The organism is uncultured Schumannella sp., assembly GCF_905479755.1.
GTDB lineage: Bacteria > Actinomycetota > Actinomycetes > Actinomycetales > Microbacteriaceae > DCRR01.
Map to the genome: position 1 here is coordinate 1 of NZ_CAJQNT010000035.1, position 21,436 is coordinate 21,436.

21 protein-coding genes and 3 tRNA genes are annotated in these 21,436 nt (G+C 68.6%); 13 read left to right on the top strand and 11 right to left on the bottom strand.

Going from position 1 to position 21,436, the window contains the following annotated elements:
• Positions 1-145: 145 nt before the first annotated feature.
• Positions 146-218, bottom strand: a tRNA-Arg gene (locus tag QZ258_RS09730).
• Positions 219-311: 93 nt separating this feature from the next.
• Here QZ258_RS09730 and QZ258_RS09735 point away from each other — a divergent pair.
• Both QZ258_RS09735 and QZ258_RS09740 read left to right on the top strand, forming a co-directional pair.
• Entirely contained in the window at positions 312-713 is a 402-nt protein-coding gene (locus QZ258_RS09735; protein ID WP_294181056.1) for an ACT domain-containing protein, read from the top strand.
• A 623-nt stretch (positions 714-1,336) separates the two neighbouring features.
• Positions 1,337-2,455, top strand: a complete 1,119-nt coding sequence (locus QZ258_RS09740) for a glycerate kinase (protein WP_294181058.1) — start codon at positions 1,337-1,339, stop codon at positions 2,453-2,455.
• Positions 2,456-2,749: 294 nt separating this feature from the next.
• Here the strand turns inward: QZ258_RS09740 and QZ258_RS09745 are convergent, their stop codons facing one another.
• Positions 2,750-3,427 carry a TetR/AcrR family transcriptional regulator gene (locus QZ258_RS09745; protein WP_294181060.1) on the bottom strand — a complete coding sequence of 226 codons (678 nt, stop codon included), beginning with the start codon at positions 3,425-3,427 and terminating at the stop codon, positions 2,750-2,752.
• A gap of 109 nt (positions 3,428-3,536) precedes the next feature.
• Here QZ258_RS09745 and QZ258_RS09750 point away from each other — a divergent pair, with 109 nt between their 5' ends.
• The 3 genes from QZ258_RS09750 to QZ258_RS09760 all read left to right on the top strand — a co-directional run bounded on the left by QZ258_RS09750 (position 3,537) and on the right by QZ258_RS09760 (position 6,014).
• Positions 3,537-3,707 carry a hypothetical protein gene (locus tag QZ258_RS09750; protein WP_294181062.1) on the top strand — a complete coding sequence of 57 codons (171 nt, stop codon included), beginning with the start codon at positions 3,537-3,539 and terminating at the stop codon, positions 3,705-3,707.
• Between the two features lie 140 nt (positions 3,708-3,847).
• The gene (locus QZ258_RS09755) at positions 3,848-4,570 is read left to right on the top strand and encodes a DUF4386 domain-containing protein (RefSeq protein ID WP_294181064.1); all 723 of its coding nucleotides are present in this window, start codon (positions 3,848-3,850) and stop codon (positions 4,568-4,570) included.
• Between the two features lie 19 nt (positions 4,571-4,589).
• Positions 4,590-6,014, top strand: a complete 1,425-nt coding sequence (locus QZ258_RS09760; RefSeq protein WP_294181065.1) for a serine hydrolase — start codon at positions 4,590-4,592, stop codon at positions 6,012-6,014.
• A 56-nt stretch (positions 6,015-6,070) separates the two neighbouring features.
• Here the strand turns inward: QZ258_RS09760 and QZ258_RS09765 are convergent.
• The 5 genes from QZ258_RS09765 to serS all read right to left on the bottom strand — a co-directional run bounded on the left by QZ258_RS09765 (position 6,071) and on the right by serS (position 9,719).
• Positions 6,071-6,159, bottom strand: a tRNA-Ser gene (locus tag QZ258_RS09765).
• 55 nt (positions 6,160-6,214) lie between these two features.
• Complete coding sequence (locus tag QZ258_RS09770; protein WP_294181067.1) at positions 6,215-7,468, bottom strand: LCP family protein; 1,254 nt, start codon at positions 7,466-7,468, stop codon at positions 6,215-6,217.
• A 57-nt stretch (positions 7,469-7,525) separates the two neighbouring features.
• Positions 7,526-7,610 (bottom strand) — tRNA-Ser (locus tag QZ258_RS09775).
• A gap of 37 nt (positions 7,611-7,647) precedes the next feature.
• Entirely contained in the window at positions 7,648-8,457 is an 810-nt protein-coding gene (locus tag QZ258_RS09780) for an HAD family hydrolase (RefSeq protein WP_294181070.1), read from the bottom strand.
• Positions 8,454-9,719 (bottom strand): serine--tRNA ligase, encoded by a 1,266-nt coding sequence (serS, locus tag QZ258_RS09785; RefSeq protein ID WP_294181073.1) that lies wholly within the window; start codon positions 9,717-9,719, stop codon positions 8,454-8,456. The genes QZ258_RS09780 and serS overlap by 4 nt, the downstream gene beginning before the upstream one ends.
• 50 nt (positions 9,720-9,769) lie before the next feature.
• Between serS and QZ258_RS09790 the strand changes: the two genes are divergently transcribed.
• Complete coding sequence (locus QZ258_RS09790) at positions 9,770-10,753, top strand: diacylglycerol kinase family protein (RefSeq protein WP_294181076.1); 984 nt, start codon at positions 9,770-9,772, stop codon at positions 10,751-10,753.
• Here the strand turns inward: QZ258_RS09790 and QZ258_RS09795 are convergent.
• Genes QZ258_RS09795 through pheA form a run of 3 tightly spaced genes read right to left on the bottom strand, consistent with a single transcriptional unit; the run spans position 10,750 to position 12,536 of the window.
• Positions 10,750-11,076, bottom strand: coding sequence for a hypothetical protein (locus QZ258_RS09795; protein WP_294181078.1), 327 nt, complete (start codon positions 11,074-11,076; stop codon positions 10,750-10,752). The genes QZ258_RS09790 and QZ258_RS09795 overlap by 4 nt on opposite strands.
• Positions 11,066-11,584, bottom strand: coding sequence for a hypothetical protein (locus QZ258_RS09800; RefSeq protein WP_294181080.1), 519 nt, complete (start codon positions 11,582-11,584; stop codon positions 11,066-11,068). The genes QZ258_RS09795 and QZ258_RS09800 overlap by 11 nt, the downstream gene beginning before the upstream one ends.
• Before the next feature lie 22 nt (positions 11,585-11,606).
• Entirely contained in the window at positions 11,607-12,536 is a 930-nt protein-coding gene (pheA, locus tag QZ258_RS09805; RefSeq protein ID WP_294181082.1) for a prephenate dehydratase, read from the bottom strand.
• A gap of 41 nt (positions 12,537-12,577) precedes the next feature.
• Here pheA and QZ258_RS09810 point away from each other — a divergent pair, with 41 nt between their 5' ends.
• The gene (locus QZ258_RS09810; protein WP_294181084.1) at positions 12,578-12,898 is read left to right on the top strand and encodes a nuclear transport factor 2 family protein; all 321 of its coding nucleotides are present in this window, start codon (positions 12,578-12,580) and stop codon (positions 12,896-12,898) included.
• A gap of 63 nt (positions 12,899-12,961) precedes the next feature.
• Positions 12,962-14,584 carry a phosphoglucomutase (alpha-D-glucose-1,6-bisphosphate-dependent) gene (gene pgm, locus QZ258_RS09815; RefSeq protein WP_294181086.1) on the top strand — a complete coding sequence of 541 codons (1,623 nt, stop codon included), beginning with the start codon at positions 12,962-12,964 and terminating at the stop codon, positions 14,582-14,584.
• A 9-nt stretch (positions 14,585-14,593) separates the two neighbouring features.
• Here pgm and QZ258_RS09820 read toward each other — a convergent pair whose 3' ends face one another.
• Positions 14,594-15,418 (bottom strand): D-alanyl-D-alanine carboxypeptidase family protein, encoded by an 825-nt coding sequence (locus QZ258_RS09820; RefSeq protein ID WP_294181088.1) that lies wholly within the window; start codon positions 15,416-15,418, stop codon positions 14,594-14,596.
• A gap of 208 nt (positions 15,419-15,626) precedes the next feature.
• Here QZ258_RS09820 and QZ258_RS09825 point away from each other — a divergent pair, with 208 nt between their 5' ends.
• From QZ258_RS09825 to QZ258_RS09845, 5 genes are all read left to right on the top strand, one after another.
• Positions 15,627-16,880 carry an ABC transporter substrate-binding protein gene (locus QZ258_RS09825; RefSeq protein WP_294181090.1) on the top strand — a complete coding sequence of 418 codons (1,254 nt, stop codon included), beginning with the start codon at positions 15,627-15,629 and terminating at the stop codon, positions 16,878-16,880.
• A gap of 89 nt (positions 16,881-16,969) precedes the next feature.
• On the top strand, positions 16,970-17,971 hold the full coding sequence (locus tag QZ258_RS09830) for a carbohydrate ABC transporter permease (RefSeq protein WP_294181092.1): 1,002 nt from the start codon (positions 16,970-16,972) through the stop codon (positions 17,969-17,971).
• A complete protein-coding gene (locus tag QZ258_RS09835) occupies positions 17,968-18,873 on the top strand; it encodes a carbohydrate ABC transporter permease (RefSeq protein ID WP_294181094.1) in 906 nt (301 codons plus the stop codon). Before QZ258_RS09830 ends, QZ258_RS09835 begins: the two co-directional genes overlap by 4 nt.
• Before the next feature lie 45 nt (positions 18,874-18,918).
• Positions 18,919-20,337 (top strand): GH1 family beta-glucosidase, encoded by a 1,419-nt coding sequence (locus QZ258_RS09840; RefSeq protein ID WP_294181096.1) that lies wholly within the window; start codon positions 18,919-18,921, stop codon positions 20,335-20,337.
• 26 nt (positions 20,338-20,363) lie between these two features.
• Positions 20,364-21,389 carry a LacI family DNA-binding transcriptional regulator gene (locus QZ258_RS09845; RefSeq protein WP_294181098.1) on the top strand — a complete coding sequence of 342 codons (1,026 nt, stop codon included), beginning with the start codon at positions 20,364-20,366 and terminating at the stop codon, positions 21,387-21,389.
• The last annotated feature ends 47 nt before the right edge of the window (positions 21,390-21,436 follow it).

A 21,436-nucleotide genomic window follows, 5' to 3' on the forward strand; every position in this document is an offset into this window, starting at 1 on the left:
CGCCACCACGATCACCCCCGACGGAGAAGTCATCGCTGAGCACATCATCAACCCGAACAAGGGCTACCAAGCCAAAGAATGAAAAACGGGCGAACCCCGAAAATGGGGGTTCGCCCGTCCACGATGTCGTGAGACATCACAAGTGTGCGCCCGGAGGGATTCGAACCCCCAACCTTCTGATCCGTAGTCAGATGCTCTATCCGTTGAGCTACGGGCGCATGTCGACGCGGTGGTCAACCGGACGATCATAACAGCGCAATCGGCGCCCGGGAAATCGAGCCGCTCTCGGCCGTCGCGCCTAGGCTCGGGGCGTGGCCGGCATCCGTGATCTGAACGAACTCCTCGCCGCGATGGCGCCCGTGCGACGCCCGGGCGAATTCGTCTTCGTCGCCTGGGATCCGAGCATCGGAGTCGAGCACACCGAGGCGCTCATTCGGGAGCCCGAGGGGCTGTGCGCCGTCGTCGAACGCAAGGTCGCCGACGCGCGCGGGCTCGACTACGAGTTCGTCGGCGCCTGGATCACGCTCGAGGTGACGTCGGCGCTTGACGCGGTGGGCCTGACCGCCGCGTTTGCCACCGCTCTCGCCGAGGCGGGCATCAGCTGCAACGTGCTGGCCGGGCGGCACCACGACCATCTGCTCGTCGGCCTCGCCGACGCCGAGTCGGCGATGGGCGTGCTCACGGAGCTGAGCCGTCGGGCTTCGGGCTCGTGACACAACGAAGCGCGGCAGCCGGGGAGCTGCCGCGCTTCGTCGAGACGGGGTGTGAGGTGCGTCCTGGAGATGCGGGTTAGGGCTGCGAAGCCCGTTCGCCGGGACGTGGGACGAATCCCGTGGGTCACCGCACGTGGCGGATCAGGCGGGTCAGGCGCGACGAGCGCCCGTGCCGGGGCGAACAGCAGCAGCGATGAAGCACGCGGCGGCGAGCACGGCGGTGAGGGCGAGTGCGGCGGCGGGAGCGAGTTCAAGCATGAGGTGTCCTAGTCGGTCGTGGTTACTGAGTCCTGGGTTTGGGGGACCTGTTTTGTCCCCCGCACATAGACTAAGCAGTCGTCCTCCAGAATGCCGACACCCGTTCGGGGGGTATTGTCTCCCCACTCCGGGGGGCAAATGGGCCCAAAACACCCCCCAGCGGCGCATTTCGGGGGTCAATCGGGCACTTTTGTACCCCGAACTGTCGGCATCTCGACGCACATCTGTCGCAAAAACCGCCCCGAACGGCCCGCGACGCGGGGGCTGAATCCTTGTACCCCGATGGGCCGCGTGCCGCGATCGGGGTACAAATGGGGGCCACAACTGCCGAAGGACGAGCGCGTCGCCCGCTAGAGTCGGGCACCGTGCGTGTCATCGTTGCCCCCGACTCCCTCAAGGGAAGCATCTCGGCACGGGATGCCGCCCGCGCGATCGCGGCAGGCTGGCGCGAGGTGCGACCCGACGACACCCTGCTGCTGACGCCGATGGCGGACGGCGGGGAAGGCACGCTCGATGCGGTGGAGGCCTCGCATCCGGGCGCCGTGCGTCACGCGGCGATCGTGCGCGGCCCACAGGCGCGGAGTGTGCGCGCCGAGTGGCTCATGCTCGAGGACGGCACGGCCGTCATCGAGATGGCGCAAAGCAGCGGCCTGCCGCTCGTCGATGACCTCGACCCGACGGGCGCGCACACCTACGGCGTCGGCGAGACGATCGCCGCGGCTCTCGACGCCGGCGCCGACCGCATCATCGTCGGCCTCGGCGGGTCGGCGAGCACCGACGGTGGGACGGGCGCCTTGGCAGCACTCGGAACGCGATTCCTCGACGCCGCCGGCCAGCCGGTTGCGCTCGGCGGCGCGGGCCTCGAGGCGCTCGATCGGATCGAGCTCGATGACCTCCGCCCGGCTCCCGCGCGCGGCGTTCTCTGCCTGAGCGACGTCACCTCACCCCTGCTCGGCGCGCACGGCGCCGCCGCCGTCTTCGGGCCGCAGAAGGGCGCCGACGCGGCACAAGTGCGCGCGCTCGATGCCGGGCTGGCCCGTCTCGCGGCGCTCCTCGGCGACAGCGGCAACCAGCCCGGTGATGGTGCCGCGGGCGGAACCAGCTTCGGACTCCGTGCCGCCTGGGGCGCCGAACTGCGCGCGGGCGCCGACGAGATCGCCGCGCTCACCGGCCTGACCGACGAGCTGACGGCGAGCGACTTCCTCATTACGGGCGAAGGCAAATTCGATCGGACCTCGCTGCAGGGCAAGGTTGTCGGGCACCTGTTGCGGCTCGCGGATGCGCGGGGCGCGATCACGGGGATCGTCGCCGGGCAAGCGGAGGACCCACGATCAGACCCCGACGCACGGAGCCTCGTGACCCTCACCGAACTCGCCGGCGGGAGCGCGAACGCCATGGCGGATCCGGAACGCTGGTTGCGCGCCGCGGGCGCAGGGCTCGCATCCCGCGGCGCGTGGGGCCCGGCCTCCCCCGCGTCGCTCTAGCGACCGAACAAGCGCCCGAAGAACCCGCTCGAGGGCTCGTTCTGGTGACCTTCGCAGCGCTGCGACTTCGGCACGCCGCGCATGACCTGGTTGACGTGTTGGCCACAGCCAGACCACGTCGTCTTTCCGCACTTGCGACAGGTGACGGCTTGGCACATAGGGGTTCTCCTTCTTTCGGGGCTCACACGGCGTTCAGCTGTCCGTTCGCGACCGCGGCGACGCGGACAAGCCCGTCAACCACTATACCCCCCGGGGTATTACCTCAACTCCCGCACCCAAGCGGCTCCCCGCACCTCACCCGAGCGGATGCCCGAGCCCGGCGCGCTCCACACCGTCGAGCACGAATCCGAGGCCCGGTTCGAACGAGTCTCCGAAGTTGTAGCCGGGCTGCATGACGTGCTCGGCCGTGAAGCGCGTGAGTGCCGGATACTGCTCGGGTGACAGCGGCTCGATGATCTGCTCGCTCACCTCGGTGAGGTCCCCATCGGTCTCGCCGAACGGCAGGGCCGCCTCTTGCATCGCGAAGCCATAGACGAAGGCGTCGACCACGGCGAGGCCGTGGGCGATGACCGGCAACGGGAATCCGGTCCGAAGCCAGGTCGCCAACATCGCCTCGTGGTGCTCGAGGATGTCGTGGCCCGGCGTGCGGCGGGACTCCATGATCGGGATCGCCCACGGATGCCGGCGCAGCGCCGCCCGTAGCGAGCGGGCGCGGCTCGCGACCGCGTCCTTCCACGGCGCATCCGGGTCGGGTCGCTCGATCTCGTCGAAAACGCGGCCCACCATCCCGTCGACGATGTCGTCCTTGTTCGAGACGTAGTGATAGAGGCTCATCGGGCGGGCACCGAGGTGGTCGGCAAGCCTGCGGATCGTCAGCGGCTCGAGCCCGATCGCATCCGCGAGTTCGACCGCGCCGTCGATGATCCGATCGCGGTCCAGCGACGTGCGGGTGCGGCCTGCAGTCTGTGCCATCACGATCTCCTTGGCTGTGGGGCTTGACTCATCGTACTAAGTATCGCTACGTTTCTGCATGTCATCGTACTAAGTACGAAATGAAACCCACAACAAAGGAGCTCAATCCATGTCCACCGTTCCGTCGAACACCACCCCCCGCCCCTCCGCCGCGCCGGCCGACCGCCGCTGGTACGCGTGGAGCTCCCCGGTCGGCCTCGGGCTCGGCCTCGTCAGCATGGCCAGCGTGCTGGTGCTGCTCACGATCGCGCTCGGCGCTCTCTCGTTGATCGGATCCTGACCCAAGGCGGGGCGAGTGCTTGCAGTTCGTACTAAGTACTGCTAGCGTCTGCGGCGTGATCGTACTTAGTACGGCACTCGCCACAAGCACCGCCCCGCTCGCCGGCATGCCGGCCACCAACCAACCGAAGGAGAAAACCCATGTCCGCACTCACCGACCGCACCCGGCGCACGGCGGCGCGCGTCGCCGCCGCCGGCTACATCGCCCTCTTCGTTCTCGCGATCTTCGCGAACTTCATCGTCAAGCAAGGCATGATCGATCCCACTGACGCCGACGCGACTGTCGCGGCAATCCGCGAGCAGGAAGGCCTGTTCCGCATCGGCCTTGCCGCGTTCGTGGTCGTCTTCCTCATCGACATCCCGGTCGCCTGGGGCCTCTACGTGCTGTTCGCCCCAGGTGGGCGCGCACGCTCGCTGCTCGTCGCCTGGTTCCGCCTGGCGTACACCGTCCTCCTCGGCGTGGCCGCGGTCTTCATGTTCCTCGGCCTCGAAATCGCGACCGGCACCACGAGTCTCGGCGCCGACGTGGCCCTGCTCATGTTCGCCGCATTCGACTTCGCGTGGTTCGTCGGCCTGTTCGCATTCGGCGTCCACCTCATCACGCTGGGCGCGCTCATCCTTCGCTCGCGCATCGCTCCGCGCTTCGTCGGCATCATCCTCGCCATCGCGGGCGCCGCCTACGCGATCGACACGCTCGCGCACGTGCTGCTCTCCGACTACGCGGCGATTGCCGACATCATGCTCGCCATGGTGGCGATCCCGTCGATCGTCGCGGAACTCGCGTTCACGGTGTGGCTGGTGCTCGCCAGCCGTCGCACGAGTATGGTCACCCGCGACGAAACGCCGGCCCTGGCCTCCGCCTGATCCCCACGGGAGACGCACGATGCTTCGAAATGCCCTGACGATCCTCGCCATCGGGGCGAGCACCGTGCTGCCCGCCACCGCGGTCGATGACGCCATCAACGACGTCATCGACCGCGAACTGGCGGCCTCGGCCGTTCCCGGCGTCGCCTACGCCGCCGTCACCGGCGGGGAGCTCACCGCATCCGGCGCCCGTGGCGTCGAGCGGATCGGCGACGACGCGGCGGTGACCGCCGACACCCCGTTCGAGATCGGCTCCGTGTCGAAAAGCTTCACCGCGCTCGCCGTGATGCAGCTCGTCGAAGCGGGCGAGGTCGAGTTGGATGCGCCGCTCTCCGGCTACCTCGCCGACTTCGCCGGGCACCCGGCGGGCGCGATCACCGTGCGCGAGCTGCTCAGTCACACCAGCGGCTTCTCCACTCTGCAGGGCAACGCCGCGCACAGCGACGCCACGGGTGCCGCGAACGAACTCGAGCTCGTCGTCGACCAACTCGTCGAGGTGACGCCGGCGTACCCCGCCGGCGAGCACTGGGAGTACTCGAACACGAACTACCAGATCCTGGGCCGCCTGCTCGAGGTGGTCAGCGGGCAGGACTTCTCGGGCTACCTCACCACGCACATCCTCGACCCGATCGGGATGCGGGACAGCTTCGTCGCCGACGGCGAGATTCACGACGAGATGGCGACCGGGCACCGCCCCTGGTTCGGCACCAAAATCGCGCTGGCCGAGAACGCCACCGACCGGGCGACCGCCCCGCAGGGCGGCGTCATCGCGAGTGCGAACGATGTGGCACGCTACCTCCAGGTGATGATGAACGGCGAGGATGACGTGCTGAGCGCCGCCGGCAAGGCCCAGATGATGCGCCCGGCGAGCGACGCCTCCCCGTTCTACGGGTTCGGCTGGTTCATTGACTCCGCGACCGGGGCCGTCTCGCACTCCGGCTCGACCCCCGGCTTCGAGTCCCTCGCGACGATGATCCCGGCTGAGGGCGCCGCGGTCGTCGTGCTGGTGAATGGCGGCAGCGGCCTGGGCTTCGGCGAAACCGCCGCACTGCGCGACGGGATCACCGCCGCCGCCCTCGGCTTCGACCAACCGGTCTCCGACTCCGGATGGGGGCTCAAGGCCCTCTTCCTCGGCATGGTCGCCCTGCCGATCTTCTACCTCGGCTGCCTCATCTGGGCGTGGACGCACCGCAGCCAACTCCGCGCCAAGCGCACCGCGGGAGTCGCGGGCCTGTTCAGCCTGTGGTTCCCGCTGCTCACCACGATCGCCGCCGCCTGGGCACTGCTCGTCCCCATCCCGGCCGCGATCGGCGCCCCGCTCGGCACGCTGAATCTGTTCCAACCCGACCTCGGACTGCTGTTCGTCGCCTCGGCGGTCACGGGCGTGCTCTGGTCGGGACTCCGGCTCGCGGTGGCGTACACCCGGGCGCGCGATCGCACGTGAGTGAAAAGGGATCGCTGTCGGGCCGAGAAATCGGCCCCTGACCAGGGATTGTGGAGCGGAGACGGAGGGATTTGAACCCTCGGACCCCCAGAGGGGTCTCCACCTTAGCAGGGTGGTGCACTCGACCGGACTATGCGACGTCTCCCGGTATTGCCTTCGCAATCATAGCCGCCGCACGCGGCGATGACGAACGCGCGAGATCAGTTGGCGACCGCGCAGGTGTACTGGTCGGCGCTCTGCCCCTTGACTCCCGACACCGTCACCGGTTCGGTGGTCGGCGTGGCGGTCGCCGACTCGGTCGGCTCCGCCGTCGGCGTGGCCGTTGCGGTGGGCGCGTTCGGGTCGAGCGTCGAGCCGTTGTGGTTGCTGTCGAGGGAGTCGTCATCGAGCGCGATGGGCGCATCCGACTTGATCGCGGCGAACAGCGCATCCGCCTGCGCCTGCAGCGGGGCCACCTTGCCGGCGTAGTACGACGGGGTGGTCACGCCCGTGGTGCTCGGGTACTGCACCATCACGATGTTCTCGAGCGGGATGTCCTTCAGCACAAGCGCGATCGAGGCCAAGATGTCCACGCGGCCGAAGTTCTGCGACAACGTCATGTTCTGTGTCGCCGCCTTCGCCAGGCTGTAGACGGTGCTCGCGTCGCCGAGCGTGTCTTCGCTCTTGAGCTTGCGCACGAGCGAGGAGAGGAACACCTGCTGCGAGCTGATGCGACCCAGATCGCTGCCGTCGCCGACGCCGTGGCGCGAACGCAAGAACTGCAGCGCCTCCTTGCCCCTGAGCGTGTAGGTGCCGGCTTCGGGGAAGTCGAGCCCGACGTAGCTGTCCTTGAAGGCGCCGTCGATGCAGACATCGACGCCACCGACGGCGTTCGACATCGCGATGACACCCACGAACGTGATGAGCCCCGCGAACTGGATCTCGAGCCCGGTGAGGTTCTCCACCGTGTCGACCGTGCAGCTGAGGCCGCCGTAGAACAGCGTCGTGTTCATCGACGTCGCCGTCGCCGGTCCGCCGTTCTCGCACGCGGGCAGCGGAACCATCAGGTCACGCGGGATGCTGACGAGCGTCGCGCTCTGGTGGTCGGCCGCGACGTGAAGCAGCATCGTGACGTCGTTCAGGGTCGAGCTTTCGTAGCCGCCGATCGCCGCGTTCTCGCCCTCGCGGCTGTCGCTGCCGACGATCAGAATGTTGAAGCCGCCCTCGTAGGGACCGACGCTCGGCGGGAGCGCGACGGCGTCGAAGCCGATCGCCTCGGTGTCGATGTCGCTCGCCGTCTGCCAGACCGAGATCCCCGCCACCGCGGAACCGGAGACGAGCAGCACGGCGAGTCCGCCGCCGACCAGGCCCAGAAGCGCCTTCCAGGCCCGGGCGCGCTTCTGTCGACCGTGGCGCGCCACGGTGGGACGCACACGGGCGGATGCCTTCACGCGTTCCAGCTTCTTGTCGCTCACGAGACCTCACTTGACGTCGAATAGTGCTCACAGGAGTGCCCACGGCATCCCCAGCGGCGGAGGGCGTGGGATTCGAACCCACGAGACATTTCTGCCCACCAGTTTTCAAGACTGGCTCCATCGGCCGCTCGGACAGCCCTCCCGTAAATCGATCGTGAGTCTAACCGACCGAAACCCTGTCAACCCTGGAAGTGGAGTGCGAGCGCGGCCGCCGCGCCGTCTTCGAGATCCGTGCTCGTGGTGTCGTTCGCGACGGCGAGCACCTCGGGCGGAGCTTGGCCCATGGCGATGCCGAGGCCCTCGGCGCTCGCCCAGGCGAGCATGTCGATGTCGTTGCGGCCATCGCCGATCGCGGCCACTCGGCTGCGCGGGACGTCCAACAGCTGGCGCACCCGCTCCAGCGCCGTCGACTTGTTGACACCGTCCGGAGCGATGTCCAGCCACGACGTCCAGCCGACGTTGTAGCTGACCTTGTGGAGCCCCATCTTGTCGACGATCTCGAGGAAGTCCTCCGTCGCATGGTCGGGCGCGAGCACGACGACCCGCGTCGCGGGAGAGCCGAGCAGGTCATCGAATTCGACGCGGCGACTGGTCGTCGCCAGCGCGCCGTCGGGGAAGGTGCCGGTGTAGCGGAACACCCCGTCGGGGTCTTCGACCGCAAAGCTCGCGTCGGCGAGGAACTCGCGAATGGTGGTGAGCACATCCGTCGGGTCGAAGGTCTCGGTGAGAAAACGCGAGTACGAATCCGGAGCCGTCTCGTCGCGTTCGAGCACGATGGCGCCGTTCGCGCACACCACGTAGCGCGGGGTGAGCCCCAAACGCTCCAGCACCGGGAGCGTCATCGACACCGAACGTCCGGTGGCGAGCGTCACCTCGTGGCCCTGATCGCGGACCCGCGTCACCTCCTCGATGACACTGCGACCCATCGCACCGTCCTCGCGAAGGACGGTGCCGTCGATATCGAGCGCCACCAGCCAGGTCGAGGTCACGCGAGCGGCTCCAGCACGTCGAGCCCGCCGAGGAAGGGACGCAACGCCTCCGGCACCACGACCGAGCCGTCGGCGCGCTGGTGCGTCTCCAGCAGCGCCACGATCCAGCGCGTCGTCGCGAGCGTGCCGTTGAGGGTCGCGACGGGCGCGGTCTTGCCGCTCTCGGTGCGATAACGCGTGTCGAGCCGTCGCGCCTGGAACGTCGTGCAGTTCGAGGTGCTCGTGAGCTCGCGGTACGCATCCTGGGTAGGCACCCAGGCCTCCACGTCGAACTTGCGCGCGGCGCTCGATCCGAGATCGCCGGCCGCCGTGTCGATGACCCGGTAGCTGAGGCCGAGGCTCTGCAGCATCCCCTCCTGGAGGGCGAGCAAACGCTCGTGCTCGGCCACGGCGTCCGCGGGGTCGATGTAGCTGAACATCTCCAGCTTTTGGAACTGGTGCACGCGGATGATTCCGCGAGTGTCCTTGCCGCCCGAGCCTGCCTCGCGGCGGTAGCAGGTCGACCAGCCGGCGTAGCGGAACGGGCCGGCCGAGATGTCGAGGATCTCGTCCTTGTGATACCCGGCGAGCGCCACCTCGCTCGTGCCGGTCAGGTAGAGCTCGTCGCGCTCGAGGTAGTAGATCTCGTCAGCGTGGGCACCGAGGAAACCCGTGCCGGCCATGATGTCGGGGCGCACGAGCGTCGGCGTGATGAGCGGGGTGAAACCGGCCTCGAGTGCGCGGTCGAGCGCCATGTTCATGAGGGCGAGCTCGAGGCGCGCACCGACGCCCTTCAAGAAGTAGAACCGCGAGCCGCTAACCTTCGCGCCACGCTCCATGTCGATCGCGCCCAGCAGTTCGCCGAGCGCCAGGTGGTCGCGCGGTTCGAAGTCGAAGTCCGGCTTGTCGCCCACCTCGCGGAGCGTGACGAAGTCGTCCTCGCCACCCGCGGGCACGCCCTCGATGACGATGTTCGGGATGCTTCCGACGGTGCGCGCGAAGGCCTCCTCCGCCTCGGTCGCGCTCTGCTGCAGCGACTTCACCCGCGCCGCCAGCGCTTGCGCCTGCGCCACCAGGGCCGCCTTCTCCTCCTTGGGGGCGGCGGCGACGGTCTTGCCGAATGCATTCTGCTCGGCCCGCGCCGACTCGAACTCGGTGATCGCGGCGCGCCGCGCCAGATCGGCGGCGATCGCGTCATCAACGAGGGCGACCGACTCGCCTCGCGCCTCCTGCGAGGTGCGGACGATCTCCGGGTTTTCGCGCAGCAGCAGAGGGTCGATCACCCCCCCATCCTATTCAGCGGTTTGGAGGCGAGGATGGCTAAAGTGTCGCCATGACGGCCCCCACCCCCGGTCCCCACCCGCGCGCCGCCATCATCGTCAATCCGGCCAAGGCGAACCTCTCCCGACTGCGCAGCGCCGTCGCGCGCGCCGAGGTCAACGGCGGCTGGGCCGAAAGCCTGTGGCTGGAGACCACGACCGACGACATCGGCCACGCGCAGACCCGCGAGGCCCTCGACGCGGGCGTCGACGTCATCGTCGCCGCTGGTGGCGACGGCACCGTGCGCGCCGTCGCCGAAACGATGAGTGGATCCGGGGTCGCCTTCGCGATCATCCCTTCCGGCACCGGCAACCTGTTCGCCCGCAACATCGACCTGAACTCGCTCAGCGTCGAGGAGGCGGTGCGCGTCGCCTTCACCGGCGTCGACCGCCCGATCGACCTCGGCATGCTGGAACTCGAACGCCCCGACGGCGAGCGCAAGAAACACGGCTTCCTCGTCATGGCGGGACTCGGCATCGACGCCCAGATGGTGGCGAACACGAACCCCGAACTCAAGAAGCGCGTGGGCTGGCTCGCCTACGTCGACGCGATCGCGCGATCCCTGCGCGACCCGCGACGCATCCGACTGCGGGCGCAGCTCGATGACCGGCCGCCGCGCGCCACGATCGTGCACAGCCTCCTGATCGGCAACTGCGGCATGCTCCCCGGTCACATCACGCTGCTGCCCGATGCCGAGATCGACGACGGCCGCTTCGACGTGGTCACGCTGCGGCCCCACGGCTTCTTCGGCTGGGTGCGCGTCTGGGTCGCGCTCGTCTGGGAGAACGGCGTGTTGCGGCGCAGCACGGTCGGGCGCAAACTCATCAGTCGCGATCGGCGCGTTCGCGTGCTGCGCTACCTGCAGGGCGAGAACTTGAAGGTGCGACTGGAGCGGCCGGATCTGATGGAGATCGACGGCGACTCGATCGGCGAGGTGATCGCCTTCCGGGCCTGGGTCCAGCCGGGCGCCCTCTTGTTGCGTCTCGCCGACGACTAACGCTCGGCGTCCACCGTGTCCACGGCGATGGGGGTGCGAGGGGTGCGCCAGGCGTGAGCAACGAGCAGCACCGTGAGGGCAGCGATGCCGCCGAGGAACAGCGGCTCGACGAGTTCGCCGAGCCAATACGCCAGGATGTGGAGCCGGTTGATCTCCTCGAAGTAGGACTCCTGCGTGGGGAACTCCCCCGAGACGTTCAGGTTCTCCACGAGCACGCGCATCCGCCAGGCGCCGATGAACGCGGCCGCCGCCAGGACCAGACACACCACGGCGACCGCGCCGAGCGCCCGGCGACGGCCCACCGTCAGCCCCTCAGTGGTCACGAGTTCGCCTCGACGGGACAATGATCCAGCCCAGCAGCGCGATGATTCCGCCCAGCAGCAGCGGCGAGATCGCGTACCCGCGGGCCAGGATGACGAACGTCTCCCACTCGGAGGGCGAACTGAAGTAGACCGCCTCCGCCGTCAACTCGCTCACCATGAGCAGCACCGCGGCGAGGGTCATCACGACGGCGAGTGCGAGCAGGGCCGTGCGCGCCCTCGTCGCCGTCGTCGCCTCGGACGGGGCTGCGCCGTCGTCGGCCACCACGTGTGCGCCGGCGGGCGGGGGCACCGGCGGGGACGCCGTGGCCGGCGCCTCGGCACTGCTCGGCTCGGGCCGGCTCGGCTCGTCGGGCTCGCTCGGCTCGGGCTCGCTCGGCTCGGCGGGCTCCGGCTTCGCGACCGGCGTCGCGGCCGCGCGGGCGGGCGCCTGCTCGGCGGGCACGGCGTGGCGCTCAGGGTCGTAGCCGCGCTGGAAGCGCGGATCGAAACGCGGGTCGACGTCGGCCATGGGGGTGCTCCGCGCGGCGCGGCTACTCGGGCTCGCCCGACAAGATCCCGCGCAGCCAGTCGCGGGCCTCGATGAAGATCTCGTCGTCGTAGCGCCCGTTGACGGTCACGTGCTGCTCATCGGCGCGCGGGTACGAGCCGAGGAAGATCACCTTCGGGCTGAAACGCTTGAGACCCAGCAGGGCGTCGGCAACGCGCTCATCATGCACGTGCCCGTCCAGGTCCACGACAAAGCGATAGCGCCCCATGCTGTCGCCGATGGGGCGCGACTCGAGCAGGCTCAAGTTGACGCCGCGCGTCGCGAACTGCTCGAGCATCTCGACGAGCCCCCCGGGCTGATCGGTCGGCAGTTCGACGATGACGCTCGTCTTGTCGGCCCCGGTGCGCTCCGGGATCTCCCGGCTCGCACTCACCAGCACGAAGCGCGTGACGGCATTGGGGTTGTCGCCGATCTTCTCGGCCAGCACCTCGACGGGGTACTCGCGGTCGATTCCGGGCGGGGCGATCGCCGCATCCGCAAGTCCCGGATCGGCCAGCCCCGCCGCCGCCGCGACGTTGGAGCTCGCCGGGAAGTGCTCGTGCTCGGGCAACTCGCGATCCAGCCACAGGTGGCACTGCGCGTAGGCGACCGGATGCGCGGCGACGATCTTGACGTCGGCGAGCACCGTGCCGGGCCGGGCGACGAGCACGAAGTCGACCGGAACCAGGTACTCGCCGATGATGCGGAGTCCGGGCACGTTGGCAAGCGCATCCTGGGTGGCACTGACGCCGCCCTCGACGCTGTTCTCGATCGCGATCATGGCGGCGATGCTGCGGCCCGAGGTCACATCGTCGAGCGCCTCGCCGACGTTGTTGACGCTGCGCCACACCTGGTCCTGGGCGGCCTCGACCTGATTGAGCGCGGCCCACGTGAAGGTGCCCGCCGGGCCGAGATAGCTGTAGGTGTCCGGCATGCTGTGAGCCTAGCGGCCACCGGCTCGGGCAGGATGGAGGCATGAGCCAGCTGCCCGCCCCCGTGCAACGCCTGATCGACGCGACGAACGCCGGCGACTCGGCGGGCTTCCTCGCCGCCTTCGCCCCCGACGCCGTGCTCGTCGACTGGGGCAAGGAGTTCCGCGGCGCCGAGGCGATCGCCGACTGGAACGAGTCCGACAACATCGGGCGCGAGTCGCGGCTCCGGGTCCTCGGCGTCGAACGGGATGACGAGGCTCACCTCGTGAGAATCGCGGTCAGCGGCAAGGGTTTCAACGGCGAGAGCTTCTTCCGCTTCACCGTCGCCGACGGTCTGATCTCGAACCTCTCGATCGCGCCGTAGGGCCACCTCGCTTCGTCCCGCGAAGACTTCGCCCGGGCGCCGCCCGAGTGGGAGACTGGAGGCATGTCCTCCCGCGCCGGCACCCCCGCCCAGCCGTCCGACCTGATCGATGTTCGCGAACTGATCGACGCGTATTTCCACCGCGTCCCCGATCTCTCCGATCCGGCGCAGCGCGTCGTGTTCGGCACGAGCGGCCACCGCGGCTCGAGCCTCGATGGCGCCTTCACCGAGACGCACATCGCCGCCACCACGCAGGCGATCGTCGAGTACCGCGCCGCTCATGGCATCACGGGCCCCGTCTTCGTCGGGCGAGACACCCACGGACTCTCCCGTCCCGCCGAGACGACGGCGCTCGAGGTGCTCGAGGCGAACGGCGTGACGGCGCTCGTCGACGAGTTCGACGATTTCGTGCCGACGCCCGCGCTCAGCCGCGCCATCATCGCCTACAACAAGGCCCACGCGGGCGGCCCGCAGGCCGACGGCATCGTCATCACGCCCTCGCACAACCCGCCGCGCGATGGCGGCTTCAAGTACAACCCGCCGCACGGCGGCCCGGCCGACTCCGACGCCACCGGCTGGATCGCCGCGCGCGCCAACGAGTTGATCGAGGGCGGGATGCGCGAGGTCGCGCGCTCCGAACCGAGCGCGGTCGAGACCTACGATTACCGCGGCGAGTACGTCACCGATCTGGCGAACGCGATCGATGTTGACGCGATCCGGCGGTCCGGCCTGCACCTCGGCGCCGACCCGCTCGGCGGCGCGAGCGTGCACTACTGGCAGTTGATCGCCGAGAAGTTCGGACTCGACCTGACAGTCGTGAACCCGTCGGTCGACCCGACCTGGTCGTTCATGACGCTCGATTGGGACGAGAAGATCCGCATGGATCCCTCCTCCCCCTCGGCGATGGCGAGCGTCGTCGCCAAGCGCGGCGACTTCGATCTGCTCACCGGCAACGATGCCGACGCCGACCGGCACGGAATCGTCACCCCCGATGGTGGGCTGATGAACCCGAATCACTTCCTCGCGGTCGCGATCCAGTACCTCTTCACCCACCGCGAGGGCTGGAGCCCGGATGCGGCGATCGGCAAGACGCTCGTGTCGAGCTCGATGATCAACCGGGTCGCCGCCTCGCTCGGCCGTCGGCTGTGGGAGGTTCCGGTCGGTTTCAAGTGGTTCGTGCCGGGACTCATCGACGGCTCGGTGGGCTTCGGCGGCGAGGAGAGCGCGGGCGCGAGCTTCCTCTCGCTCGACGGCACCGCCTGGACGACCGACAAGGACGGCATCCTGTTGGCGCTCGCGGCGGCGGAGATCCGCGCCGTGACGGGCAAGAGCCCGAGCGAGCTGTACTCCGAGCTCACGGCCGAGTTCGGCGACCCCGCGTACGCGCGCGTGGATGCGGCGGCGAGCAAGGAGCAGAAGGCGCGCCTGGGGAAGCTCTCGGGCGCCGACATCACCGCCGACACCCTCGCGGGCGATCCGATCACGGCGCGCCTGTCCGAGGCGCCCGGCAACGGGGCCGCGATCGGGGGCGTCAAGGTCGAGACCGAGCACGCCTGGTTCGCGGCGCGTCCCTCGGGCACGGAGGACGTCTACAAGATCTACGCCGAGTCGTTCCGCGGCCCCGAGCACCTCGCCGAGGTGCAGGCCGCCGCCAAGGAGATCGTCGACACCGCCCTGGGCGGTTAGCCTGCGCGCCTAGTTGTAGGCGGGCGCGGGCGGAAGGTCGAAGAACTCTTCGAGCGTCTGGATGCCCGTTTCGTGCATCTCGGTCGACAGCTCGAGGCCGACGTAGCGGTAGTGCCAGGGCTCGAACTGGTAGCCGGTGATATCGGTCAGGCCATCCGGGTAGCGCAGGATGAAGCCGTACTTCCAGGCGTTCTCGGCCAGCCAGGAGCCTTGCGGGGTGTCGGCGAAGCAGCTCTGCAACGAACACGCGCGCGGCAGCGCATCGATGTCGATCACGAGCCCGGTTTGGTGTTCGCTGTAGCCGGGACGCGCGGTGAGCAGATCGTTGCCGCCGTAGACCTGCTGCTGCGCGGCATAGCTGCGGTAGGTGCTGAGCGCCTGCATCTGCAGGCCGGTCTCGGATTCGAAGTCGGCGAACATCTCGACCACGGCGTCGGAGGCGACCTTCTGCAACTGCGCGTAGTTGACGTAGGGAACGGGAACCGCCACGAGCCCCGACGGCTCGAAGCTCGTCGGATCGAACGGGCGCAGTTTGTTGACGACGACCCAGAGGCTGTTCGGGTCATCGATCGAGTAGAGCGCGGAGTTGAAGCGCGCCCGCGGTTCGAAGGCCTCGTTCGTTGCCGGCCGCGGGATGGGTCCGGACACGATCACCTCCTCCTCGGCGACGGAGCCGAATTGCGGGATGCCGATGACGGCAACCGTCACGCCGAGCGCCACCACGACCAGGCCCGCGATCCCGCCGAGGATGATGCCGAGCCGGCGCCGCGCACGACGCCCTCGACCGCGTTCGGCGGAGCGCAGCTCGGCTCGTCGGGTCGGGAGTTCGCTCACCGGCTCAGCTTACGAGGTCGTGGCGCGCATCGAATCGTTGCCCCGCTGATCAGGGTTTTTCTGCGTACTCGGGAATACGTGTTGACACGGTCGGCGGTCGGGGCTAGCTTGGGCCTCGGCTTCATGGGAGCGCTCCCACGCCCACCACGCTTTCCGCGTGGGAGCGCTCTCATAGGCCGCACCTATCCACGCACACAAAGGAGTGACCGTGAGTTTCTCACGCCGCAAGATTGCGGCCGCCGTTGCTGGCGCCGCCACATTCGCCCTCGTAGTCTCCGGATGCGCCGCGGACGGAGGAGAGTCGAGTGACGACGTCACGCTGACCCTCGCCACGTTCAACGACTTCGGCTACTCGGACGAGCTTCTCGCCCAGTTCACCGAAGAGACCGGCATCGAGGTCGTCCACAACAAGGCGGCGACGTCGAACGACGCCCGCGCCAACTACTTCCAGAAGCTCGGCAAGTCCGGACTCGCGGACGTCGAGGCGGTCGAGATCGACTGGTTCACCGAGGCGATGCAGTACGCCGACCTGCTGGCGCCGGTCCCCACCGACCTGCAGGGCCGCTGGCTCGACTGGAAGGAAGCCTCGGCGACCGACTCCGAGGGCAACCTCATCGCGTACGGCACCGACATCGGTCCGCAGGGCGTCTGCTACCGCGCCGACCTGTTCGAGGCGGCCGGCCTTCCGACCGACCGTGCCGAGGTTGCCGCGCTGTTCGACGGCGACTGGGACAACTTCTTCTCGATCGGCGCGGACTACACCGCCGCGACCGGCAAGCCGTTCATCGACTCGGCGAACTCGGTCCTCCAGGGCATGGTGAACCAGCTCGACATCGCGTACGAAGAGACCGACGGCACGATCGTCGCCACCGAGAACGCCGACATCGCGGCCGCCTACGACGCGGTCGTTGAGAAGGCCGTGCCGATCTCGGCATACGCCGGTCAGTGGAGCGAGGACTGGTTCGCGTCGCTGTCGAGCGGCGAGTTCGCCACCATGCTCTGCCCGGGCTGGATGCTCGGTGTCATCTCGGGCAACGCGCCCGACGTGGCCGGCTGGGACATCGCGGACGCCTTCCCCGGCGGCGGCGGCAACTGGGGCGGCTCGTACCTGACCGTTCCGGCCAACGGCGCCAACGTCGAGGCTGCCCAGCAGCTCGCCGCCTGGCTGACCTCGCCCGAGGTGCAGATGCAGGCCTTCGCCAACGCGGGAACCTTCCCGAGCCAGGTTGAGGCGCTCGCGAGCGACGAGCTCGCCGCGGCGACGAACGAGTACTTCAACGACGCCCCCACCGGTGAGATCCTCACCTCGCGCGCCGAGGCCATCACGGTCGCGACGTTCAAGGGCCCGCAGTACTTCCAGTTCCACGACGCGCTGCAGAACGCCGTGACCCGTGTCTTCGACGGACTCGAAGACAAGGACACCAGCTGGAACACCTGGGTGACCGAGGTCTCGGCCTTCTAGGCCCTCCTCGCCCCACAGGTGCGGGTCGCTGCCCCCGGCGGCCCGCACCTGACCCCCATCTGACCGCGCCACAACCGGAAAGCCAGACCATGAGCGCCGCCACCTCGAAGGACGCCCCGGGAGTTCGAGTCCTCTCGTTCTCGAACAAGCTGAGCCGCTGGGATCTGAAGATCTCCCCGTACCTCTACATCTCGCCGTTCTTCATCATGTTCGCGATCGTCGGGCTGTTCCCGATCGCCTACACGGCGGTCATCTCCTTCATGGACTGGGATCTCGTGCGCAACAGCGGCGAGTTCATCGGCTTCGACCAGTACATCTGGATCCTTCAGCAGCCGCACTTCTGGACGGCGCTGCGCAACACCTTCAGCATCTTCTTGCTCTCGACCGTGCCGCAGCTGATCCTCGCGATCTTCATCGCCGCGATGCTCGACCGCAACATCCGCGGCAAGACCTTCTGGCGCATGGGCGTCCTGCTCCCCTTCGTCGTCGCCCCCGTCGCCGTCGGCCTCATCTTCAACGTCGTGTTCGCCGACAACTTCGGCCTCGTCAACGGAATGCTCACCGACCTCGGCCTGGACGGCATCCCGTGGCACAAGGATCCGTTCTGGAGCCACATCGCGATCGCCACGATGGTCAACTACCGCTGGACCGGCTACAACACCCTGATCCTGCTCGCCGCGATGCAGGCCGTGAACCGCGAATACTACGAGGCCGCCACCGTTGATGGCGCCGGGCCGCTGCGCCAGTTCACGAGCATCACGCTCCCCTCGCTCAAGCCGACCCTGATCTTCGTCATCATCACCTCGACCATCGGCGGCCTGCAGATCTTCGACGAGCCGCGCGTCTTCGACCAGTTCGGTCGCGGCGGCGCGGGCCAGCAGTGGCTGACCATCACGCTCTACCTCTACGACATCGGCTGGGGTCAGTGGAACTTCGGGCGCGCCGCGGCGCTGGCCTGGATCCTGTTCATCATCATCCTGCTGATCGGGCTCATCAACCTGCTGATCACGCGGACGCTCGTCCGCGACGAGGGCTCCCGCGGCATCGAGAAACCGCGTCGCCTGAAGAAGAAGAAGGAGCTCGCGCGATGAGCACGACCACGCTGACCCCCGAATCCTCGGAAAGCGCGGAGACGACGCCGGCCCGCCCGCTGCGCCGCCGCACGACCCACATCCGCGGCAACCGACCCGGCTTCTGGACCTACACGACGCTCGCGGTCGTCTTCATCAGCGCCGCGTTCCCGCTCTACTGGTCGTTCGTGATCGGCTCCGGGGATGCCAACTCGCTCCGCGAGCGTCCCTGGTGGCCGAGCGGGAACTTCATCGACAACGCGCTGGCCGTCATGTCGAACGAGGCCGTCAACTTCTGGCCGGCGCTCTGGAACTCGATCTACTCGTCGTTCCTGATCGCGATGGCCGTGGTGACCACCTCGACCCTTGCCGGCTGGGCGTTCGCGAAGCTCCGCTTCCACGGCGGTCCGGCGCTGCTCGCCTTCGTCGTCGCCACGATGGCCGTGCCGCAGCAGCTCGGCGTCGTGCCGCTCTACATCCTGTTCTCCGAGCTCGGCTGGACCGGCCAGATCGGCGCGATCATCGTGCCCGCGCTCACGAGCGCCTTCGGGGTGTTCTGGATGACGCAGTACCTGCGCCAGGCGGTGCCCGATGAGCTCATCGAGGCGGCGCGCGTCGATGGCGCCTCGATGATCCGCACCTTCTGGACCGTCGGCGTCGTCGCCGCACGGCCGGCCGCCGCGATGCTGTTCCTGTTCACCTTCGTGGGTGCGTGGAACAACTTCTTCTGGCCGTTCATCGTGCTCGACCGCCAGAACCCCACCCTCCCGGTGGCGCTCTCGCTCCTGCAGTCGAACTACTTCGTCGACTACTCGATCGTGCTCGCCGGCGTCGTGCTCGCCACGATTCCCTTGCTCCTGCTTTTCATCTTCGCGGGCAAGCAATTGGTCAGCGGCATCATGGCCGGCGCCGTCAAGGGCTAGCCCCGCCCACAGTCAACGTCCATTCAACGAGAGAACTCTGTCTACATGTCCTCCCCCGTCACTCCCCGCGCCTTCCCGAACGACTTCCTGTTCGGAGCCGCCACGGCCGCGTACCAGATCGAAGGCGCCGCCCACGAAGACGGGCGCACCGACTCCATCTGGGATGCGTTCGCCCGCATCCCCGGCGCGGTCGTCGGGATGGACAACGGCGACGTGGCCTGCGACCACTACCACCGCTACCGCGACGACGTCGCCATGATGAGCGAGCTCGGCCTGCAGACCTACCGTTTCTCGACGTCGTGGTCGCGCGTCTGCCCGGATGGCGGCGCCGTCAACCAGGCGGGCGTCGACTTCTACTCCCGGTTGGTCGACGAACTCCTGGCGAACAACATCCACCCCTGGCTGACCCTGTACCACTGGGACATGCCGCAGGCGCTGGAGGAGCTGGGCGGCTGGCCCGCCCGCGACACCGCCTCGCGCTTCCTCGACTACGCGATGGTCATGCACGACGCCCTCGGCGACCGCGTCACCTCGTGGACGACTCTCAATGAGCCCTGGTGCTCGTCGTTCCTCAGCTACATCGGCGGCGAACACGCGCCCGGTCGGCAGGACCCGGCCGCGGGTCTGGCGGCGGGACACCACCTGCTGCTCGGCCACGGCATGGTCGTCAAGGAGCTCCGTGCCCGCGACCCGAAGCTGAGCCTCGGGATCACGCTCAACCTGACGGTCGCCGACGCCGCCGATCCGAACGACGCCGCCGACCGGGATGCGGCCCGCCGCATCGACGGCCAGTTCAACCGCTTCTTCCTCGACCCGATCTTCCGCGGCGAGTACCCCGCCGATGTGCTCGACGACGTCGCCGGTCTCGGCTTCGACGGCGTCGTGCAGCCCGGCGACCTCGACGTGATCTCGAGCCCGATCGACATGCTCGGCGTGAACTACTACCACGGCGAGCTGGTCGGGGCCCGACCCGCCAACGGTGACACGATGCCCACGGCCGCCCCCTCGGAGCGTCCCAAGCGCTCGCCCTTCCCGGCCGCGGAGGGCGTGCACTGGCACCCGCGCGACCTGCCGACGACGGCAATGGGCTGGGAGGTGCAACCGGAGGGTCTCACCCGACTGCTTGCGCGCATCCACGAGGAGTACGCCGCCCCCGCGGGCGTCGCCCTCGCCGTCACCGAGAACGGGGCAGCCTACGACGACGTCGTCGCGGCCGACGGGCAGGTGCACGACGCCGAGCGGGTGGCCTTCCTGGAGGCGCACCTCTCGGCGGTGCTCGACGCGATCGAGGGCGGCGTGCCGGTGGCGGGCTACTTCTACTGGTCGCTCATGGACAACTACGAGTGGGCGTGGGGCTACGACAAGCGCTTCGGCATCGTCCGCGTCGACTACGACACGCTCGAGCGCACCCCGAAGGACAGTGCTCGCCGGTACCAGCGGATCATCGCTGCGCGAGCCCTCTAGAACGGCGAGTCATTAGACTCTCGCCCATGACGCGCGAAACAGTGGTCCCGCGCGTCGCGCCAACGCTCGAAGCGGTCGCCGCGGCGGCGGGCGTGTCGCGCTCCACGGTGTCGCGCGTCGTCAACGGCTCGAGCCAGGTGAGTCCCGAGGTGCTCGCGGCCGTGACCTCGGCGATCGAGCGCCTCAATTACGTGCCGAATCGCGCGGCTCGTTCCCTGGCGAATCGGCAGACGATGGCAATCGCGCTCGTCGTTCCCGAAGACACGCAGCGCTTCTTCGGCGACCCGTTCTTCGCCGAAGTCATGCTCGGCATCACGAGCGTGCTCGAAGACAGCGACTACGTGCTGAACCTGCAGCTCGCGAAGCCCTCCGACCCTTCCGAGAAGGCGATGCGGTATCTGCTGGGCGGCAATGTCGACGGAGCGATCGTGGTCTCCCACCACTCCGGCGACGATTTCTTCACCACGCTGGATGCGACGATTCCCGTTGTCTTCGGCGGGCGCCCCTTCCAACCGGAACACCACCCCAGCAGCTTCGTGGACGTCGACAACGCCGCCGGCGCGGCCCTCGCGACCCGCCACCTGATCGGGCTCGGGCGCACCAAGATCGCCACGATCTCGGGACCCGCCGACATGCAGGCCGCGCTCGATCGTCACCACGGCTGGTCCGACACGTTGCGCGAGGCAGGGCTGGATGCGTCCCTCGCCGCCACGGGCGACTTCACGATGCACGGTGGCGCCCAGGCGATGCGAGAACTGCTGGAACGCGAACCGGAGCTGGACGCGGTGTTCGCGGCGAGCGACCTGATGGCCAGTGGCGCGGTGTCGGTGCTGCGGCGCGCGGGCAGACGCATCCCGGAGGATGTCGCGGTCGTCGGTTTCGACGACAGCCCCGCCGCACTCAGCGGCGAGATCCGCCTGACGACGGTGCACCAGCCGTCGCGGATCATGGGCGCCGAGATGGCGCGCATGCTGCTCGCGCGCCTGCGCGGCGAGACCGTCGAGACCTCCCGCCTGATGCCCACGCACCTCGTCGCCCGCGACAGCGCCTGAGCGTTCGACGCACCCCAGCAGCGCGGCGCCGCATTTGCCAGAATTTC

Coding starts and splice junctions, on each gene's coding strand:
- pgm (WP_294181086.1), top strand. CDS start 12,962: ATGTCCTCCCGCGCCGGCACCCCCGCCCAGCCGTCCGACCTGATCGAT.
- QZ258_RS09835 (WP_294181094.1), top strand. CDS start 17,968: ATGAGCACGACCACGCTGACCCCCGAATCCTCGGAAAGCGCGGAGACG.
- QZ258_RS09745 (WP_294181060.1), bottom strand. CDS start 3,427: ATGGCACAGACTGCAGGCCGCACCCGCACGTCGCTGGACCGCGATCGG.
- QZ258_RS09810 (WP_294181084.1), top strand. CDS start 12,578: ATGAGCCAGCTGCCCGCCCCCGTGCAACGCCTGATCGACGCGACGAAC.
- pheA (WP_294181082.1), bottom strand. CDS start 12,536: ATGCCGGACACCTACAGCTATCTCGGCCCGGCGGGCACCTTCACGTGG.
- QZ258_RS09830 (WP_294181092.1), top strand. CDS start 16,970: ATGAGCGCCGCCACCTCGAAGGACGCCCCGGGAGTTCGAGTCCTCTCG.
- QZ258_RS09750 (WP_294181062.1), top strand. CDS start 3,537: ATGTCCACCGTTCCGTCGAACACCACCCCCCGCCCCTCCGCCGCGCCG.
- QZ258_RS09760 (WP_294181065.1), top strand. CDS start 4,590: ATGCTTCGAAATGCCCTGACGATCCTCGCCATCGGGGCGAGCACCGTG.
- QZ258_RS09790 (WP_294181076.1), top strand. CDS start 9,770: ATGACGGCCCCCACCCCCGGTCCCCACCCGCGCGCCGCCATCATCGTC.
- QZ258_RS09755 (WP_294181064.1), top strand. CDS start 3,848: ATGTCCGCACTCACCGACCGCACCCGGCGCACGGCGGCGCGCGTCGCC.
- QZ258_RS09800 (WP_294181080.1), bottom strand. CDS start 11,584: ATGGCCGACGTCGACCCGCGTTTCGATCCGCGCTTCCAGCGCGGCTAC.
- QZ258_RS09845 (WP_294181098.1), top strand. CDS start 20,364: ATGACGCGCGAAACAGTGGTCCCGCGCGTCGCGCCAACGCTCGAAGCG.
- QZ258_RS09840 (WP_294181096.1), top strand. CDS start 18,919: ATGTCCTCCCCCGTCACTCCCCGCGCCTTCCCGAACGACTTCCTGTTC.